An 18,931-nucleotide genomic window follows, 5' to 3' on the forward strand; every position below is an offset into this window, starting at 1 on the left:
ACAATTTTTGAAACAGCGCGCGCCCTCGACACAGGGAGCCCCCTTAGAAAGAGACCGGAATGCGCCAGGAAGAGGCGCATGCTTGAAGACCAGGCACTCCTCAGAGTCGAAGAGTGAAGCAAGAGTATGACGCCGTGACCGCTAAAAGTAAGGTGGATAAAGGCATCCGGCTACCCGAATCCTGTCCGTCGCTACCCGTCAAATCTGCTGCACTACTCGCCCCCGGCGCGGGGCTACCCGAGCGGGGCGAAGGGAAGCCGGCAGGTCGCCTCCGGATGCTGTCCGGGCCGCCATGAAGGCGTTACTACCTATAGACCCGTCCGCACGCTGGTGCTAGTTGTAGAGCCAACAAAGCCGCAGCATCAGCTGACAGAGGGAATGGAAACAATATGAGGCCGCACCGCAGTACCTCCGCCCGAACCCGCCGCCGGCAGTCCGGCATGGCGACGCTGCCGGCCACAGCAGCTGCCGGCAGGGCCCTTGGCGGACGGGCAGGTAGCGGACGGGCACTTGCTGGCGCGGCACTTGCTGGAGTGGCTGCGTTGGCCCTGGCATCCCTTCTGGCGGGGTGCGGCGGCAAACCGGCCGGGTCCGAACCGGGAGCGGGCGGCACCCCCGCGGCCATGGCGGCGGCGACCAAGCCGGCTCACGTGTTTGTCATCAACTTGGAAAACACCAGCTACGACCGGGCGTGGGGCGCGGAATCGCAGGCGCCGTACCTGTCGCAGACGCTGCGGCAGCAAGGCGTTCTCCTGACGTCGTATTATGCCGTGGCGCCGAGTTCGCTGCCGAACTACATAGCGCAGATCTCGGGACAGGGCCCCAACCCCAAGACCATGCATGACTGTGCCGTTTACCACGAATTTACTCAGACCGGCACGGCGTCCTACGGCCAGCTTGCCGGCTTCGGCTGCCTCTACCCGGATAGTGTGCCCACCGTTGCAGGGCAGCTGAGCTCAGCGGGGCTGTCGTGGAAGGGTTACATGGAGGACATGGGCACCGCGTGTCGGCACCCTAAACTGAACGCCGCAGACACCACCAAGACGCCCAGGATCGGCGACCAGTACGCCACCCGACATAATCCGTTCGTGTACTTTGCTGCGATCACCGATTCCCCCGATTGCGCCAAGAACGTCGTGGACCTGACCGGGCTGACCGCGGATCTGAAAGCGGTGGAAACCACCCCTAATCTGTCCTACATCACGCCCAACACGTGCAACGACGGACACGATTCCCCCTGCGTCGACGGGGTGGCAGGCGGTCTGGCCACGGCTGATGCATGGTTGAAGAAGTGGGTTCCGGCGATCACCTCCTCCCCTGCTTTTATGGCGGACGGGATGCTGGTCATCACCTTCGATGAGGGCGACAAGGAGGAAGGGGAGAACATCGATCGGGGGGCCCCGCTGCAGGCAGTCTTCGGTGCGGGAGGGGGGAAGGTTGGTGCCCTGGTGATCTCGCCCTTCGTGCGTCCCAATACCTCGTCCGACACTCTCTACAACCACTACAGCCTGCTTGCCAGTATCGAGGACACGTTCTCCCTGCCGCATCTTGGTATGGCGGGGGTTTCCGGATTGAACCACTTCGGCACCGACGTCTATAGCGCCACCCGATAGCCGCGGAGTGCGGACGGCCGCTCAGGCGGGGGTTGTGTCCGCCGAAACAGCCAGCGGCGGCCGCAGCACCGACGGGTTCCCTATCGCCATATACCCCGGTGGCACGTCCTTGGTCACCAGGGCGCCGGCTGCAATCCGGGCCCCTTTGCCGATTCGGATGCCGCCGACGATGATTGCCCCGGCACCGATCTCGACATCGTCTTCGATCACCGGGCACGGACCGGCGGCACCCTTGTTGCCGATGGTGACGTTCTGCCGGATGCCGACATTGTTGCCGATGACGGTCCGGTCATTGATGACCACGCCGACGCCGTGGTAGACGCGCACGCCGGAACCGACCTTGGTGCGCCAGGGAATCTCGACGCCCAGCACCCACTCCACCAGCAGCCTGTACGCCGCGCCGATGACGACGGCATGCGGCCGGGGGCGTCTATCCAATGGCTTGCGGCTTGCGTGCGCAATCCGGTAAAGAACCATGACGAACTGGCCCTTGGATTGGCCACGGTTTGCCTTGATATCGTTGCGGAGCTCGCTTAGAAGTTCGATGGGAACACCCCTTTGCCCGGCGGTCGCAGCCCCCGTTTCAGTGCGGCTGCCTTTTGCAGGCCGATTGACCCTGCGATCAGCATAAGCGCCAGGCCCGACGTGAGCATGCCGTAGTAGAACACTTCCACTAGCGACACCAGCAGGACGGTGTTGCAGGCCAGGCCCACCGGGTCCGAGAGCCGCAGTGTATAGAAGAACATGACGGCGAACGTGAGCAGGAAGAAGGCTGCCGCAAGGAAGCCGTGGGAATAGAGCACCATCCAGATCTGACCTTGTGTTCCCACCGACGGTGCGCCAATGGTGACGGATGGCCTGGGGGCCCCGAAACCAAAAATGGGTGACTTCAGCGTTTCGTTCAGGGCCTCGGCGTAGAGGGACTCCCTGTCCTCGGTGGTGCTGCTGACGCCGAGCCGGTTCTGCAGGCGTTCGGTGACGGGAAGGACCTGGACGATGATCGCCACCAGGATCCCCATACCCAGCAGCGCGCCAAGGCCCTTCCGGTTTCCTGCCAGTGCCATCCGCATGGCGGCGTAGAGCAGCGCGATGCCAAGACCCAGGAACATGCCCCGGTTAAGGGTCAGGAACGCCGGTATGAAGGAGACCGGAATGGCCGCCAGCACCAGCCAAAAGCGGCGGCTCCTGCGGATCTGCCAGAGGTAGCCCACCACCAGCGGCAGGAGCAGAGAGTATGCGGCGCCCCAATTGTTTGTGTACAGGAAAGGCGCGCTGGGCCGTGGGTCGATGTAGCTCCAGGCGGTGGGATTAAACTGCGTCAGCCGCCGGATGGCCATCTGGTTCACCAGCTCGTTCCGCATCAGGGATTGCGGCAAAACGAAGCTCAGCGGGGTGTGGATGACCACAGTGGGAAATAGAAGTCCCAAATAGCCGCCCAGCACGACGACCGCCCAGAACACCGTCAGGCAGCCGAGCACGTACTGCACCTTCAGGTGCGCTTTGGCGTTATAGACATAGACGAAAATGACAGTCAGCGCCAGATAAACCAGCAGCCGGTAAACAAATCCGAGCATCCGATCCGGTGAATCGATAGCGATGGACGAACACGTCATCCAGAGGAGGAAAAGCACCCACACCGAAAATCCTTTCGGCACCCGCACCGAACGGAATCGCACCAAATACAGGAACATGATTCCGCCGACGCCGATCCAAATGAGATCGCTGAGGCCGGCGAGCCACCAAAGGGGGTAACCCAGGAAGATCAGCGCAAACGGCCAGCGCGGCAACTCGGCGGTGGCCCCGGGTCGTTCCCGATCCTGGCGCTGAACGAAGGTTCGGTGCGGTGCCGCGACGCCGGCTGTCGCGGCCGGGAGGTCCGTTGTCATGCCTGGCGTCCTCTTAGGAAGGTATCGGGCTGGTTGGCTATCGGCGTTCAGTATGACAACCGGCACAATGCTGGGCAACGAGTAGTTCCTAAGTAGTACCTGCACACAAATACCTATATGCCCCCGGCCGGCCGGGTTATATCGTCGTGCCATCAGCCCCGGCCCGGCGCTGAGTAAGGTCTCCCGTTTTGGGCGTATTGCCGGCGATCTGTCGGCAGATTGAGGAACAAATGGACGAGAATTCTTCCGTCGGACTCGGTCACTACGCGGTAGTTTTGCGACGGCAATGGAAAACCATCGCACTGGTCACCCTCCTGGGAATCAGCGCCTCCGCGGTCTACCTGGGCTTGACGCCGACTTCCGTGACGGCCTCCACCGTTGTCAACCTCAACGTCATCACCACCGACCCTTTTAACCCCGCCAAAGCGAGCTCAGCATTGCTTGACGCCTCCACGGAACAGCAGCTGGCAAGCTCCTTCGTGGTGGCCCAGTCCGCCGCGGCCAACCTGGCCCACGGCGACTCCGTCGCGGCGCTCCGGGCCGGGGTGAATGTCACGACGTTGGCCAACGGTACGACGATGGCGATTTCCTACACTTCGAGCACGGCGCAGAACGCCAGGGCGGGCGCGGATGCGCTCGCCAATTCTTACCTCTCCTACCGCCAAGGCCAGGCTGAGGAACGGAAGTCCAAGCTCCAGGGCCAGCTTCAGCAGCAGCTGTCGGGCCTGCAGAAGGCTCTCCCGCGCGCCGGTGGCAGTGCACCCTCGATCCTCGCCCAGATCGGGAGTGTCCAGTCGCAGCTGAACCAGCTGTCCCTGATCGACACGAATGGCGGTACGGTGCTGAACCCGGCGGCACAGAACGAGGTGAGCTATCACCCGCAGCCGGTGACGGTGATGCTCACCGGCTCGCTGGCCGCCTTCGTGTTGGGGCTGGTGCTAGCGTTCGCCGTCAATATGCTGGACCGGCGCGTCCGGGACTGGTACGACGTACGCGGGGCGGGCGCGGGCCCCCTCCTGGTCCGGTTGAGCGCCTCCCGTGCAACGATGCCTGCCGCGGGCGCGGACCTGGACCAGTTCCGTGTGGTGCGTGAACGGCTCCTGGCGAGCTCAAACAACCGGCTGCGCACCCTGACGGTCATCGATGAGACTCAACATTCGCGGCCCTCGGACGTGGCTGCCAACCTTGCGGTCGTGCTGGCTGAGGCTGGAACCCGCGTCGAGTTGATCATGATGGGGGCCTCGGAGGACCAAATGAGGGTCCTGACGGCCGGACTGCAGCTGGACAGCCATGCTGCCGGAACCGACGGCCGCCTCTTCAGATCCGGCCTCGTACAGTCCCTCTCGGTGTTCCAGCCACAACGCGGACGGACAATCTTCGACGCCGATGACTTCGTGACCGAAGCGGTCCGCCGGGAACTCATTGGACGCGACTCGGGCCAGGTGATCATTCTGGCTCTGCCGCCGTCAGCACCGCATTCGAGCCGTCTGGCAGCCGGTCGTCTCTCCGATTTCGTTCTGCTTGTCGGGGAATGCCTGCGGACCCGGATCGATGCGCTGGCTCTGAACGCCGCCGAAATGAGCGACATCGAGGCACAGCTCGCGGGAACAGTACTGGTCCCATCCGGGCGAAGGATCCTTGACCCGGAAGCCTCCGCGAAGGAGGGCCGGCACCGGGAAGTCAAAAGCCTGCCCAAAGCGGCCGCCCAGGGAACAGTCTCCAAGGCGCTCCTCGCGGAGTCAGCTTCCAAGGCGTCCGTTTCCGATTCAATTTCCAAAGCCGGAAGCCTCAAGTCGTCGTGAGCGCCGCCGGGGTGGAGCAGGAAGTTGACCGGGGGGCTTCCCCCCACAGCGCGGAACGCCGGCAGGCCGCACGCGGCGGCATCATCGGAATCCTGGGAGCTGCGATCGGCTCAGTCATGGGCTTTGCGCTGACGTTCATCCTTGCGCGTGCACTGGGCGAAGCGGGCTCCGGCGTCGTGCTGCAGACCATCGCCATCTTCACCATCGTGCTGGGCCTGGCGAAAGCCGGCATGGATACCGCTGCCGTCTGGGTACTCCCCCGCCTGCAGATCTCGGACCGGTCCAAGCTCCGGGGCGCCACCATGGCCCTGCTCGTTCCCACCGCCGTGGTCGGGATCCTGTTGGCACTGCTGATGGCCGTGCTTGCGCCCCAACTCGGCACCGGGGGTGACGCCGACAGCCAACAGCTGGTCCAGGCGGTGCAGGGGGCAAGCTGGTTCCTGCCCGCGGCTGCGATCATGGTGGTTGCGCTTGCCGCAACCCGCGGCCTGGGGAGCATTGTGCCGTATGCGGCGATCGGCAACATTGGCCTGCCGGTCGCCCGCCCCCTGCTGGTGCTGGGCGCCCTCGGACTCGGTGCCCTGGGCCTGGGCCCGATCCCGGTGCTGGCATCCATCGCATGGGCTGCGCCCGCGGCGATCGGAATGTTGGCGGCCCTGATGGTTCTGTGGCGGCGCGTCGACGCGCACGAACGGGGTGCCGGCGGCCGGGGGGCCCTGTGGCCGGACCGTGAGCTCAACGTCCAGATATGGAAGTTTGCGTTGCCCCGATGGTTCTCGTCGGGCGTGGAGCAGTCGATCATCTGGTTCGATGTGGTGCTGGTGGGCCTGATCGCAGGGGCCGGGGCGGCTGGCGTCTACGGGGCCGCGAGCCGCTTCATCAGCGTAGGGCTCATCGTCTCCACCGCCATGAGGATGGTGATATCGCCGCGGTTCAGTGCCCTGCTCAGCGAGAACAAGACGCGCCAGGTTCAGGATCTCTACTCCACAACGGTCAGCTGGATAGTGCTGCTGGGGGCGCCGATCTATGCGCTGTTCATGTTTTTCGCCCCGACCGTCCTTGGCTGGCTGGGCCCCGGTTTCGAGAGCGGAAGCACGGCACTAACGGTGCTGTGCGTGGGCGCCATAGCGTTCCTGATGGCCGGGAATGTGGACGCGCTGCTCATGATGAGCGGCAGAAGCGGGTGGATGGCCGCGAACAAGGTGGTTGTGCTGGTCCTGAACGTGATCGGGAACCTGTGGCTGGTTCCCCTCTGGGGCATCACGGGGGCGGCAGTTTCCTGGGCCTTCAGCCTCCTGCTGGACTCGGTGCTAGCCTCCGTGGAAAGCCGTATCTTCCTGGGCATCAAGTTCGGCGCGCGGCGGGTTTTCTACGCCCTGTTTGTCGCCGGCGCCTGTGTTGCACCGGTCAGCGTGCTGACCAGGGTGCTGATGGGCCAGTCAACGGCAGCCGTATTTGTTGCCGGGTCCGCCAGCATGGCCGCCCTTGCCACATGGTGCTGGCTGGACAGAAAGCGGCTGCACCTGGACGACCTTGCCCTTCTGTCCCGCACCGTGCGCCGTAAAACCCCGACCGCCACCTAGCCCCTCCCCTCCCTGGAATCCCTTCCTTCTGAAACCACTCACTAGACCAATGAGGAATCTGCAATGCTTGGACTCAGCGACATCAAAGACGCAGCTCCACGGTGGATGAAGGATGCCGGTGACCTGGTCACCCGGTCCTACGCCAAGGGGACCGTGGGAGCGAGGCCAGCGCCGGACTTCCTGATCGTCGGCGCAAAGCGCGGCGGCACAACCTCCCTGTACAACTACCTCTTGATGCACCCCGGGGTCCTGGGGCTCTTTCCACAGGTGCGGGGCAAGAAGAGTACTGATTACTTCTTCAAGGAGCGCGGGCGAGGCGAGCTCTGGTATCGCTCGCACTTCCACACGGAGTCGTACCGCAATCTGCTGTCCCGGAAACTGGGCTACCGTCCGATCAGCGGGGAGGCGTCCCCGTATTATCTCTGGGACCCCCGGATCGCAATGCAGGTGCGCGCGGTCGCCCCCGATATCAAGGCGATAGCGCTGCTGAGAGATCCAGTGGAACGCGCATACTCCCATTACCAGGAAAGGGTCCAGAATGGCGTCGAGCCGCTCAGCTTCGAGGCGGCGCTGGCCGCCGAGGACGCGAGGCTTGAGGGCGAGTCCGGGAAAATGGCGGCCGACTCCCGGTACTACAGCGCCGCCCATGACTTTTACACCTACCGCGCCAGGGGCGTGTATCTGCCCCAGCTGCAGAACTGGCACCGCGCGTTTCCGGAGGGCCAGCTGCTGGTCCTGCGCAGCGAGGATATGTACGACGACGTCCAGGGCGTCTTTAACCGGGTGTGCGATTTCCTTGGCATCCCCCCATATAGCCTGCCAACCACCAAAACGTTCAATGCCAGCGCCCGGTCCACCATGCCCGAGGCCGCCAGAGAAGAACTCACGTCCTATTACGCCCCGCACAACAAGGAACTTGCGGATTATCTCCAGCGGGATCCGCTCTGGGCCTGAGCGGATCCCTAGGCCGGCGGTGCCGTGGACGCAGCCGGGCCGGCAGGTGACTCCTCAACCGCTCCTTGCCCATCAAGGGCATCAAGGAGGCCCTGGGCGGCGCCGAGCAGGTCGATCAGCTCCCGCACGGAGATCCAAGACGAGGCCCAGCCGCCGTTGCGGACAGCCAGCGTCCACGCCCGTTCGGCTACCACCATCGCGTAGACCCCCGCCAGCACGGGCCAGGCGTCCCGCCGAACACCCGCTGCCTCGAAAAACGGTCCGGCGTCCGCCATGGCACGGAGCAGATTGGCTGCCATCGGACCCTCGCCGCGTTCGCGCCTGACACTGAACATCCAGTGCACGGCGTCCAGGCCGGCGACCGCATCGGGCTCGCACGACTCCCAGTCCCAGCACCACAGGAGACCCTTGGAATCCCTTGCGGTGTTCCAGGGAACAAGGTCACCGTGCCAGCGTTCGGCCACCGGCAACAACGGATCCCCGGCGCGCAACAACTCTTCCAGGCGGGCCAGGGCCTGCGCCAACTCCGGTTCAGACGCCGGGTCAAGGGCAGCCAGCCGGCGGCTCAAATTCTGGAAGTGTTCGGTGGAGGACAGCGTGTCCACCCTGCTAACGGGGCACAGGGCGAAGAGCTCCTGAGGGGTGGGGCCCTTGACACGTCCACGCACGGCGCGCACGTCCAGAGGCAGGGGCTCAGTCACCAGATACGAAAACTGACCGTGGGTTCCAACGGCCAGCAGAGCGGGAGCCCGTACCGGCCCGGCCGACGCGCCGACGGCCCTCAACGCACCGATTTCCGTCCGGACAAACTCACTGCTGCTCTCATTCCAGGCCAGTTTGGCATAGCCGGCCGGCTTCCCCGCCCCGTCCACCAGCTGCAGCGTCGGCTTGCGATTATCGCCTTCCCGGATACCTATCGAGGCGAACAATTGGTGACCCGTAGCGTGGAAGTCCGGCCCGGCCTCTCCCTCTGTCATGACGCTGCCGCGCAGCTTGGCCGCCACGGCGGCAAGCGGCAGCGCTTCCCGGGCTCCCCGCGCCACCGGAGCCACGCGCTCCTGAACGCACAACCTGGTCAGGACCGGCCGTATGCCCAGCCGGGCCAACGATCCCAAGAGGATTCGCGCCGTATTGACTTTGCCGCGGCGCAACGCCCGGTACTGGAGCAGACTGGCGGCCGTGACCTGCGGCGTCGCCAGCGGGATCAGCAGCCGCGCCTGTGACGCGTTGGGAAGCACCCAATACGATTCCACGTCGCGCCATTCATCGTCGGCAGCGGGGTTGAGGACAACACGGACCTGACCCGAAGCGACCGGGAGGCGCCAGAGCTGCTCCACCAGAGTGTCCAACGGCGACGTGCCTGTGCCGCTCACAAGGCGTTGTACCCGCCACCGGTTGCGCATAATCGGTCCCTCCGCCGGTTCCCCCAAACTGCCGCCTGCGGCATGTGGTCCCATTGTGCACGATATTGCTTCCCTGATACACGAGTAATTTGAGGCGCCGCCCGCGTAGCACCTGTGGGAATCCGTGACGAAGAGTTGTACAGTCTCTTCACATCAACACGGCCGCTCTGACCCGATTCGAAAGCCCTGATCGCAGCCGGGTCTCACTGTGCATCGTGATCAACGCCCTCGGGCGCAGGAGCAAGCCTATGAATCGCTCAAGAGACACCGGGTATACCCCAGGGACCGATGCCGTCTTGCCCCTGCCCCGGCGGACCCCCGCGCACCGGAGCCGTCTCAGGCGGTTAGTTGCCGGCAGCTGCACGGCCCTGGCAATTGTCCTGGGTCTTGCCGAAGCCGGCTCTGATCCGGTTGAGGCGGGCTCGGCAGAACAGGTGGTAAACGGCGGTTTTGAAGTTGGCACCCCTGGCTGGCGGACCAATGACAGCAGCACCCAGGAGCTGGCCGTAGTTAGCGGCGGCCACAGTGGCCGGCACGCCGTCGAGCTCACAACGAACCGCAAGCAGACAGCCGTCCTGAACGATGAACTCAATACCGTCAGATCCACCAAAGCCGGAACGCGCTACACCGTAAGCGCCTGGGTCCGTACCGACACCCCCGGCATATCGGGTCAGGTACGGGTCCGCGAGGAACAGGGCGACGTCCCGCTCACCGGGTCCTCCTTCAACCTGACGGACACGAACTGGACGAAGATCGCCTTCGATGTCACGGCCGCCTACAACTGTTCGTCCATGGACCTGAACATCCTGGCGTGGGACCTGGCACCGGGCCAGTTTTTGCAGGTGGATGACGTCTCCATGCAGGAGGTACCTGCCGGTGCGCCGACTCCCGCCCCCGCGCCGACGTCGGGGACCGTCTTCGGCTCCAGCCTTGGACAATCGAGCTCCGGAGGGACACGTGAAGAAGCGCTGGCGCGGGAGGAGTGCCGCTTCGGTTCGCTGGGCATCGTCCGGCTCTTCGACGATGCGCTTCCGTCCAGCTGGTCATCGCTGGAAACGTTTAAGGGTAGATCCCTGGTGATCTCCTTCCGCCCGCCGCCGGCAGACGTGTTGGCAGGAAAATATGACGCGGCCCTGCTGGCCTGGTTCAAGACGGCCCCGCGGGACCAGGAAACCTACTGGTCCTACGTGCACGAACCCGAGGCCGAAATCGCCCAGGGCAAATTCACTGCGGCCGCCTACCGCGCGGCCTGGCAGCACATTGCGCGGCTGGAGGACCAGGCGGACAACGAGCACCTGCACTCCACGCTGATCCTCATGGGATGGACCGTGAACCCGGCTTCGAAGCTGAACTGGAAGGACTACTACCCGGGGGCCGACTACATCAACGTCCTGGCCTGGGATCCCTACAACGACGCCGGGAGCGTCGCCGGTCCCTCGACCTACCCGGACCCGGCCAAGGTCTACCGAGACGTCGTTGCGGTCTCCAAGGGGGCGGGAAAGCCCTTCGGCATTGCCGAGACGGGAAGCCGGCTCATTCCCTCGGACCCCAGCGGGGCGGGACGTGGTGCGTGGCTTACCAAGGTCGGCAAGTACCTGAAGGACAACAATGCCCTCTTCGTGGCGTATTGGGACTCCGCGGTCAAGATCGGCGACTACCGCCTGACGGACGCGCCTTCCGCCGCGGCTTGGCGGAAGCTGGTCAGCGGTTGACCGGCGGCGCCGGCCGCTAAATGCCGCGGCCCCGTTTGTGGAGTGCCTCCATAACGCGGGCCGGAGTCACAATGCCGCACGCGACGGCGGCAGCCAGGGGAACGCGTGGTTCCAAGGGATTGCGTTGGGCAGCCGATACCGCCCAACGCAGGGCCTTTCGCCGCTCACCCATGGCCGCGTGGGCGAACGCCAACTGGCCCCTGATCCGGGCAGCCCCGGCGGGTACCGTGTCGAACTCCGGGTACTTGTCCAGAATCCATGACAGACCATCACACATCGTTTGCCAGCGGCGGAAGAAAAAGGACTGGCTCCCCCACCTGACCATGGCCGAAACCCGGCGGACGTGGGCAATCGGCCCCCGGCGGGAGACCCTCAAGAGAAACTCGTAGTCTTCGCCGAATCCGCCGGGGACGTCTTCATCCACCAGACCGAACCCGTCCAGGACGGCGGAGCGCCGCATCAGGAATGTCGAGGGATGGAGTTCTGTGTGCCGGTCGCGGAGCAGATCGACGAAAGTGATCCAGGACTTCCCCAACGGGCGGTCGTGGGACTGCCCGTCGTAGGAGACCGTAATATCGCAGGTCACGAACTCAGTGCCGGGACTGTCCGCCAGCACCTGCACCTGCGCCTCGATCTTGTGCCCTATCCAGATGTCGTCGTCGTCACAGAACGCGATGAACTCCCCCGTTGCTGCCTCGATGCCGCTGTTGCGGGCACCGGCCAGTCCCGGCTTCCGCCCGTTGGTCAGAACACGCACGCTTCGGGAAGCTGATTCCTCGGCGAGGGAATAGTCAGGGTCGGACTGGTCGAAGACCACCAGGACTTCGATGAATCCGGCGTAGGTCTGCGCCAGCACGGCGCTGACCGCCTGTCGCAGCATCTCCGGGCGGTCCCTCGTGGCAATTATGGCCGTGACCCGGTCCATGGTCATCACCACCCTGCAACGGGGTCGGGTACGGAGTTGGTGCGACGGGCGGCCATGGCGTGACGTGCAGCCATGGCGTGGAACGGCCCCGTGGGCCGGCCGATCCGGCCAGCGGCACCATCGGCGGCGCCGTCGCCGGCACTGCCACCGGGCAGTCCTAACTCGGTCCAGGCCCCTGCGACGACTTGCTTATCGTTTGCGGCCGACGGCGGCAGGCTGGCCCGGGGAATGTGGTGGCGGCTCAATGCGTGGGCCGCCCATGCTGCGCTCAGCCAGGACGGTTTGTCCCGCATGGCTGCGGTCCGCGTCTTGGACCAGAACGGAGCAGCCGTGGCGATCTCGAGGAATCGGAGGTCGATCTCTCGATTATGGCTCAGCGCGTAGGCCAGCGTTGGGTCCTCGCCTGAGTCGACCAGGACGTCTGCACCTGAGACATCCCTGGCAGCAGCATAGATGGCCTGGTAATAACCGCTGTACCGGGCCAGCTGCAGCCGTCCTTCCCGCCTTCCAGCCAGCGCCGCCGGCCCCAACCTCCGTGCCGGCATGGCGGCGTCGGCAAGCCTGCTGACACCGCGGACATCGACTTCGTCCCAACCGCCGAACGCGGACTTGCCGACGGCCTTCCAGAACCCGCACTCATGGAAGGGAACGCCACAGCTGCAATCCTCGTTGTCGAGGATGCCGCGCTGCCAGAGCTGGCGCGTATCGCCGAGGACAGCCACTGAGGCGCGGCCCCCGACCGACTCCAGCACGGTGTCCACGGAGTGGGCCGGAGCAGCAACATACAGCACCACGGGCGCTCCGACGGAGGCGCGGTTCGTCGAGGTCCGGCGCTTGTGCAGCAGTGCGGCCAGCTTCTGCGCGGCCTCGTCGGCGCCGAAGGTTTCGGTCTCCATCAGGAGACGGGTTCCCGCGCCGTTCTCCGCCGACGCGGCCACATGGGCGTCCAGTTCCGGCGCCGACTCCACGCAAATGGCGAGGCCCCTCTCGGCGGACCAGCGCGTGAACCGTTGCTGATGGTCATCGACATGTTCCCCGTATTGCGGGTCCCGGGGAAACACCAATGGGAGGTGGCCGGCCTTTCGCGCCTCTGAAATCGTGGCAGGGCCACCGTGAAGAATGACGATCTCACTGCTCTCCAACAGGTTGGCCAGCTCCTTGGGCGAGACGAAGTCCCGGCCGGCGGCAATACGCGGTGGTGCGCTGTGGCCGTACTGAACCATCACCCGGTCCGACGGATTCGCCTGGGCCCACTTGTCGGCCCAGTCGATGATTCTCTTGAACGGATGGCAGTCGGTTCCCACCAGTACCGTTATTGTCCTGGATGCCCTGCTCATCAGAGGAGTCTTCCCAGCAACTGCGCATCCGGGTACAGACCAAGTTGGTCCCGCCACTGGACAAGCATGAGATCCGAGAAGGGGCGGCAGAGCCGGCCGGTCAAGGTGGGGCTCTCAACCCTGTCGAAGACCTCTATGTACACAGTCGCGATGCCCAGAGCCCTGGCCGCGACGAAGAACGGGAAAGCGCTCCCGGCGCCGGTGGAGACGACGACGGTGGGGAGAAAGCGGCGAATCACGAGATAGGCAAGCCAGGCGTTCCTGAGCAGATTGGGAATATTGCGTGTAGTAGGCGAGAACGCCCATGAAACGTCGGTCTCCGCCTCGAGGTTCGACTTCGCATCCTCGGTGGGAAAGGTGACCCACGCCCGCTCATGCGCAGACCACCAGGGGCGCAGCGACATCAGCTGCGCCAGATGACCGCCGCTGGAACCCACCAGCAGAATCCGCTCAGTGCCCGGTGTCGCAGCACGCGGACCCTCCTGAAAAACTTTCCCTGACCTCATTGCTTTTGATCCTCCCCGATAAGTGACGCGTGATGGCCCCGGCCAGTGGCTTCAGATGATCATTCCGGCGCCGACGGTACTGTGGGTGTTTTCGTCAATCAGTACAAATCCGCCCGTTTCACGGTTCCGCCGGTACTCGTCGGTCAGCAGCGGCGTCGTCGTCCGCAGCCGGACGCGGCCGATGGAGTTCAGCCCAAGTTCGGGGGCGGATTCGTCCCGGTGCAGGGTGTTGACGTTGAGTTCGTACTGCACGGACTGCACCAGGGCCCTGGTGTTGCGGGTGGTGTGCTTGAGGGCCAGCTTTTGCCCGGGCCGGAGAGGCTCCTCACTCATCCACGCGACCATGGCATCGATATCCTGGGACACGCTCGGCTGATTGTGCGGCCGGCAGATCATGTCCCCGCGCGAAATGTCGATGTCATCCTCCAGCCGGACTGTCACAGACATCGGCGCAAACGCCTCGTCCACCGGACCATCGGCGGTTTCGATGGACGCGATGCGGCTGGGCAGCCCGCTGGGCAACACGATCACGTCGTCCCCGGTTCGCATCACCCCGCCGGCGATCTTGCCCGCATAGCCGCGGTAGTCGTGGTGCTCGCTGGTGTGCGGCCGGATTACGTACTGCACAGGGAACCGTCCGTCCACCAGGTTCCTGTCGCTGGCGATGTATACGTTCTCCAAGTGGTTGAGCAGTGAACCGCCCTCGTACCAGGGCATGTTCTCCGAGCGGTCCACGACGTTATCCCCGTGCAGGGCGGAGACGGGGATGACGGTCAGGTCTGCGATCTGCAGCTTTGCCGCAAACTCCGTGAACTCCCGCCGGATGTCCTCGTAGACCTGGCGCGAGTAACCCACGAGGTCCATCTTGTTGACGGCCAGCACAAGGTGTGGAACCTGGAGCAGGGAAACCAGAAAGGCGTGGCGGCGGCTCTGCTCAACGAGTCCCTTCCTGGCGTCTACCAGCACAATCGCCAGGTCCGCGGTGGAGGCCCCGGTCACCATGTTCCGGGTGTACTGGATGTGGCCGGGGGTGTCCGCAATGATGAATTTCCGCGACGGGGTGGCGAAATACCGATACGCGACGTCGATGGTTATGCCCTGTTCCCGCTCGGCCCGCAGCCCGTCCGTCAGCAGCGACAGTTCTGTGTATTCCGAGCCCATTTCACGGCTGGTCCGCTCAACTCCTTCCAGCTGGTCGCTGAAGATGGACTTGGAGTCGTACAGCAGGCGACCGATCAGGGTACTCTTGCCGTCGTCGACCGATCCGGCAGTGGCAAATCGCAGCAGGTCCATCAGAAGTAGCCTTCTTTCTTTCGGTCTTCCATCGCCGCTTCGCTGACCCGGTCATCGCCGCGGGTTGCCCCGCGTTCGGTTATCCGGGAGGCAGCGACTTCTTCGAGGACCAGCTCTACGGTGTCGGCATGGGATCGGACGGCGGCGGTCAGGGTGGCATCCCCCACCGTGCGGTAGCGGACCGATTCCGTGAATGTCGGCTCGTGGGCGGCGGGTTGGCAGAGCTCGTTAGCTGCGAACAGCATGCCGTTGCGCTCGAAAACCTCGCGCTGGTGGGCGTAGTAGAGGGAGGGCACTTCGATGCCTTCGGCCGCGATGTACTCCCAAATATCGAGCTCGGTCCAATTGGACAGCGGAAACACCCTGATGCTTTCACCCAAGTGGACCTTGGCATTGAACAGGTTCCACAACTCGGGACGCTGTTTCTTGGGGTCCCATTGGCCGAACTCGTCCCGGAAGGAGAAGATGCGCTCCTTGGCCCGGGCCTTTTCCTCATCCCTGCGGGCACCGCCCAGCAGGGCGGTGAAGCCGTTCTTCTCCGCCGTTTCCAGCAGCACCGGGGTCTGTATCCGGTTCCGGGAGCCGTTCGGCTCTTCCCGAACAATCCCACGCTCAATGGCGTCCTGAACGGATCCGATCACCAGGTTCAATCCGTACCGGGCCACCATGCGGTCCCGGAGTTCAAGCACCTCCGGGAAGTTGTGGCCGGTGTCGATATGGAGCACCGGAAACGGTATACGGGCAGGAGCGAACGCCTTACCGGCGAGGTGCAGCATGACGATCGAATCTTTCCCGCCGGAAAACATCAGCGCCGGGTGCTCGATCTCCGCCACCACTTCCCGGAGGATGTAGATGGCCTCGGACTCGAGAACCTCAAGCTGGGAAAGAATGCGCCTAGGGCTTTCGGTCACGTCACGCACCGGCGTGTCCTTTCGTTTGGGGGCTTTGCTGTTTTGCCCTGCCGATTGCTGCCAACACCAGTCCGCTGAGTTCCGGGCGGCAGACCAGCAGGTCCGGGAGGTAGGGGTTTTCCTGGTTGTACCGCGGTGCCGAGCCGTCGAGGCGGCTCACATGCAGTCCGGCGGCACGGGCGACGACGACGGGTGCGGCGGAATCCCATTCGTACTGGCCGCCGTCGTGCAGGTAAAGGTCGACTTCGCCGCTGGCGACGGCGCACGTTTTAAACCCGGCTGAGCCCATCGGAATTAGGGTGGCGTTGATGTCTGCGGCCACGGAGCCGGCGATTTCCGGCGCTCTGCTCCGGGACACGGCCATTCTCAGACCCGTGTGGGGAGCGGCGGATCCGCCGCCGTCCTCGCCCGTCAGGACCATGTCCAGCCGGGGAAGCGCGACTGCGCCGGCCGTCAGCTCGCCTTCCTGCCACAGTGCGACGTGCACTGCCCAGTCGCGGCGGCCTTCGGAAAATTCGCGGGTCCCGTCCAACGGGTCAATGATCCATACCCGTTCGGCCCGCAGGCGCGAGACCTGGTCCGGCGCCTCCTCGGAGAGGACCTGGTCCTTGGGCCGGGTGCGGAGCAGCATCTTCTTCAGGAATTGATGGGAGCGCCTGTCCCCCTCCGCGCCCAGGGATTTGGGGGTGAAGGTGGTGTCCCGGCCCTGCAGGGTCCTCAGGAGGTCTCCGGCCCCTTCAGCCAGCGCCGCGGCCAGCTTGGCATCCGACAGTTCGGCGCTGATGGGACGCTCGTGTTTGAGCAAAGGCATGATTCCCCCGTTTTAGTAAGCGCCGGCTGGGTTCTTCATCATCGTGGCGTTGGGCCGCAGGATGATGTCGCCGGCGAGAGACCAGTTTTTTTACGTAGTACAAATCGAGGCGGACGCTGGATTGCCAGTTGAGTTGCGGCCCGCCGAATCTGCCACATGCCGGGATGGCGGTTCGGCCGGCACTGTCCCCGCCGTCTGCGACCGGGCCGACGGCCGGGACACGGTGGCCGCAGCGCGCCGAAACTTGCCAGGACAAGCTGGAAAAGCCCGTCACGGAGCCGATGTTCGAAGAGCACATTGTCGAGACCTACTCAGTACCCAGAGGTGTTTGCTGACTGGATGTATCAAACAAACCTAGGAGTGCCTCCGGCCGGGCACGCGAGTAAGCAGTACGCGTCTTTTCCGGCAGTCTCATCGCGTATTTGGCCCGGACTACTGGGCCGGCCATTGATGGGCGGGTACGGACCACTCGCAAAGGCCCGGCCCTACTTGGCCGGCGAACCCCGGCCGAACGCAGGTCCCGTGAGTCCGCAGCGCCGCCGCGGATTCGCGCGGATTTACAGTGCGAATTCACGGCGGCACGCGTGCTGGACAACCGGATGCCCCACTTGTAGCCTTTCGGTACCCGAGACGGTTTGGAGCGGCTACCGGCACCCGGATCTGGGCCACCCGAACCGTGATTGCGGCAGGAACGGTCTCCAGGATTAGCTGTCCTAATGCGAGGAGATGTCGGTGAAGCTCAAGCTCGTTTCAGCTCTGGCCGCCATCGCGCTGTCCCTGACCTTCACCGCAGCCGCCGCGGAAACGGTCGCGGCCGCTACCCCCTTCAGCTTCGCCGTGATCGGGGACACTCCCTACGGCTCCACGCAGCTTAGCGTTTTCCCGCAGCGGATCGGGCAGATCAATGCGGATCCCCAAGTGCAGCTGGTGACCCATCTCGGCGACATCGGTGGCCCGCCTAATTGCTCCGACTCGTACTACGCGAACATCAGGGCGAATTTCGACACTTTTGCCGATCCGCTGGTCTATACGCCCGGCGACAATGAATGGGCCGACTGTTCGGGTGCCTCCGTGGGTGCCGCCAATCCGCTCGACCGCCTGGCCGCCCTGCGCCAGGTCTTTTTCCCGGCTCCCGGCACTACGCTCGGACGGAACGCGGCCAGCGTCACGGCACAGTCCGGCTATCCGGAGAACGTGCTCTACGACCGGGAAGGCCTCACGTTCGCCGCGGTGCACATCGTGGGCTCGGCCAACGATCTGGCAACCTGGAGCGGATATTCAGCGCCGACGAGTGCCCAGACCGCCGAAGTCAACGCACGAACCGACGCTGGCATTGCCCTCATTCACGCTGCCTTCCAACGTGCCACCGCGAACGCCAGCCGTGCCGTGGTCTTCACGACCCAGGCCGATATGTTCAAGGGAACCCCGAGCCGCACCGCCTACGAACCGTTGGTGAAAGCCTTCGCCTCCGAATCCCTGGCCTATCAACTCCCGGTTTTCCTCTTCAACGGGGACACTCACAGCTTCGCCAGCGACCGCCCGCTGACGTCGTCGACGTGGCTGTCGTACTACGGACTCACCACCCCGGTCCCGAACTTTTCCAGGATCACGGTGGAAGGCGGAGCAACGATGGATGAATGGCTGAAGGTGACTGTCGTCGACACCTCGGCCGTCCTTGCGGTGCAGCGCGTTCCCTTCACGGTGAATGCCGCGCCGGTGGCGTCGTTCACCGCCTCGGCCTCCGGTCTGACCGCGGCTTTCGATGCCAGCGCCTCCACCGACGACGCCGGCATCACCGGCTACGGATGGGCCTTCGGAGACGGCAGCACCGGGACCGGGGTATCGGCAGTGTGGAAATACCGGTACAGCACCACCGCACCGGACCCGGCCTGGAARAACYCCGGCTACAACTCCTCCGCCTGGAACACCGGTCCCGGCGCCCTGGGCTACGGCTCAACYCCGYTGGGAACCAACCTCAACCCYTCCGCCACCACCAGCGCCCGSCCCCTGGCCGCCTACTTCCTGCGCAGCTTCTCCATCCCCACCGCCTCCGCCGTCACCGCGCTCAAACTCACCACCGTCGCCGACGACGGCGTCGTCATCTACGTCAACGGCACCGAAGTCGGCCGCACCCGCATGCCCACCGGCACTGTCACCATCAACACCTACGCCACCGCAGCAATCCCCACCTCCAA

The 18,931-nt window shown here is 64.6% G+C and carries 15 protein-coding genes; 6 read left to right on the forward strand and 9 right to left on the reverse strand.

Going from position 1 to position 18,931, the window contains the following annotated elements; genetic code table 11:
• Positions 1-650: 650 nt before the first annotated feature.
• Entirely contained in the window at positions 651-1,613 is a 963-nt protein-coding gene (locus AB4Y91_RS07530; protein ID WP_441417806.1) for an alkaline phosphatase family protein, read from the forward strand.
• 21 nt (positions 1,614-1,634) lie between these two features.
• Here AB4Y91_RS07530 and AB4Y91_RS07535 read toward each other — a convergent pair whose 3' ends face one another.
• Together AB4Y91_RS07535 and AB4Y91_RS07540 are read right to left on the reverse strand one after the other, a co-directional pair.
• A complete protein-coding gene (locus tag AB4Y91_RS07535) occupies positions 1,635-2,051 on the reverse strand; it encodes a serine acetyltransferase (RefSeq protein ID WP_441417807.1) in 417 nt (138 codons plus the stop codon).
• Between the two features lie 95 nt (positions 2,052-2,146).
• The gene (locus AB4Y91_RS07540) at positions 2,147-3,499 is read right to left on the reverse strand and encodes an O-antigen ligase family protein (protein WP_441417808.1); all 1,353 of its coding nucleotides are present in this window, start codon (positions 3,497-3,499) and stop codon (positions 2,147-2,149) included.
• Between the two features lie 230 nt (positions 3,500-3,729).
• On the opposite strand from AB4Y91_RS07540, the gene AB4Y91_RS07545 reads away from it, so the two are divergent.
• From AB4Y91_RS07545 to AB4Y91_RS07555, 3 genes are all read left to right on the forward strand, one after another.
• Complete coding sequence (locus AB4Y91_RS07545) at positions 3,730-5,301, forward strand: hypothetical protein (protein WP_441417809.1); 1,572 nt, start codon at positions 3,730-3,732, stop codon at positions 5,299-5,301.
• The gene (locus tag AB4Y91_RS07550; protein WP_441417810.1) at positions 5,298-6,884 is read left to right on the forward strand and encodes a lipopolysaccharide biosynthesis protein; all 1,587 of its coding nucleotides are present in this window, start codon (positions 5,298-5,300) and stop codon (positions 6,882-6,884) included. The genes AB4Y91_RS07545 and AB4Y91_RS07550 overlap by 4 nt, the downstream gene beginning before the upstream one ends.
• A gap of 63 nt (positions 6,885-6,947) precedes the next feature.
• Positions 6,948-7,838, forward strand: coding sequence for a sulfotransferase family protein (locus AB4Y91_RS07555; RefSeq protein WP_441417811.1), 891 nt, complete (start codon positions 6,948-6,950; stop codon positions 7,836-7,838).
• Positions 7,839-7,846: 8 nt separating this feature from the next.
• Here AB4Y91_RS07555 and AB4Y91_RS07560 read toward each other — a convergent pair whose 3' ends face one another.
• Positions 7,847-9,211, reverse strand: coding sequence for a hypothetical protein (locus AB4Y91_RS07560; RefSeq protein ID WP_441417812.1), 1,365 nt, complete (start codon positions 9,209-9,211; stop codon positions 7,847-7,849).
• A 464-nt stretch (positions 9,212-9,675) separates the two neighbouring features.
• Between AB4Y91_RS07560 and AB4Y91_RS07565 the strand changes: the two genes are divergently transcribed.
• Positions 9,676-10,953 (forward strand): carbohydrate binding domain-containing protein, encoded by a 1,278-nt coding sequence (locus AB4Y91_RS07565; protein ID WP_441417813.1) that lies wholly within the window; start codon positions 9,676-9,678, stop codon positions 10,951-10,953.
• Positions 10,954-10,969: 16 nt separating this feature from the next.
• On the opposite strand, the gene AB4Y91_RS07570 is transcribed toward AB4Y91_RS07565, so the two are convergent.
• The 6 genes from AB4Y91_RS07570 to AB4Y91_RS07595 are packed head-to-tail and all read right to left on the reverse strand — an operon-like array spanning position 10,970 to position 16,736.
• A complete protein-coding gene (locus AB4Y91_RS07570) occupies positions 10,970-11,884 on the reverse strand; it encodes a glycosyltransferase family 2 protein (RefSeq protein ID WP_441417814.1) in 915 nt (304 codons plus the stop codon).
• Entirely contained in the window at positions 11,884-13,215 is a 1,332-nt protein-coding gene (locus AB4Y91_RS07575) for a glycosyltransferase (protein WP_441417815.1), read from the reverse strand. The genes AB4Y91_RS07570 and AB4Y91_RS07575 overlap by 1 nt, the downstream gene beginning before the upstream one ends.
• On the reverse strand, positions 13,215-13,721 hold the full coding sequence (pssD, locus tag AB4Y91_RS07580; RefSeq protein ID WP_441417816.1) for a PssD/Cps14F family polysaccharide biosynthesis glycosyltransferase: 507 nt from the start codon (positions 13,719-13,721) through the stop codon (positions 13,215-13,217). The genes AB4Y91_RS07575 and pssD overlap by 1 nt, the downstream gene beginning before the upstream one ends.
• 51 nt (positions 13,722-13,772) lie before the next feature.
• Positions 13,773-15,014 carry a sulfate adenylyltransferase subunit 1 gene (locus tag AB4Y91_RS07585; protein WP_441417817.1) on the reverse strand — a complete coding sequence of 414 codons (1,242 nt, stop codon included), beginning with the start codon at positions 15,012-15,014 and terminating at the stop codon, positions 13,773-13,775.
• A complete protein-coding gene (gene cysD / locus AB4Y91_RS07590; protein WP_441417818.1) occupies positions 15,014-15,934 on the reverse strand; it encodes a sulfate adenylyltransferase subunit CysD in 921 nt (306 codons plus the stop codon). The genes AB4Y91_RS07585 and cysD overlap by 1 nt, the downstream gene beginning before the upstream one ends.
• Complete coding sequence (locus tag AB4Y91_RS07595; protein WP_441417819.1) at positions 15,927-16,736, reverse strand: 3'(2'),5'-bisphosphate nucleotidase CysQ; 810 nt, start codon at positions 16,734-16,736, stop codon at positions 15,927-15,929. Before AB4Y91_RS07595 ends, cysD begins: the two co-directional genes overlap by 8 nt.
• Positions 16,737-17,468: 732 nt before the next feature.
• Between AB4Y91_RS07595 and AB4Y91_RS07600 the strand changes: the two genes are divergently transcribed.
• A partial coding sequence (locus AB4Y91_RS07600; RefSeq protein ID WP_441417820.1) for a PKD domain-containing protein occupies positions 17,469-18,931 on the forward strand: 1,463 nt, incomplete at its 3' end.

Origin of the sequence: Arthrobacter sp. YAF16, from assembly GCF_052113385.1 — a bacterium.
In the GTDB taxonomy this organism is placed as follows: Bacteria; Actinomycetota; Actinomycetes; order Actinomycetales; family Micrococcaceae; genus Arthrobacter.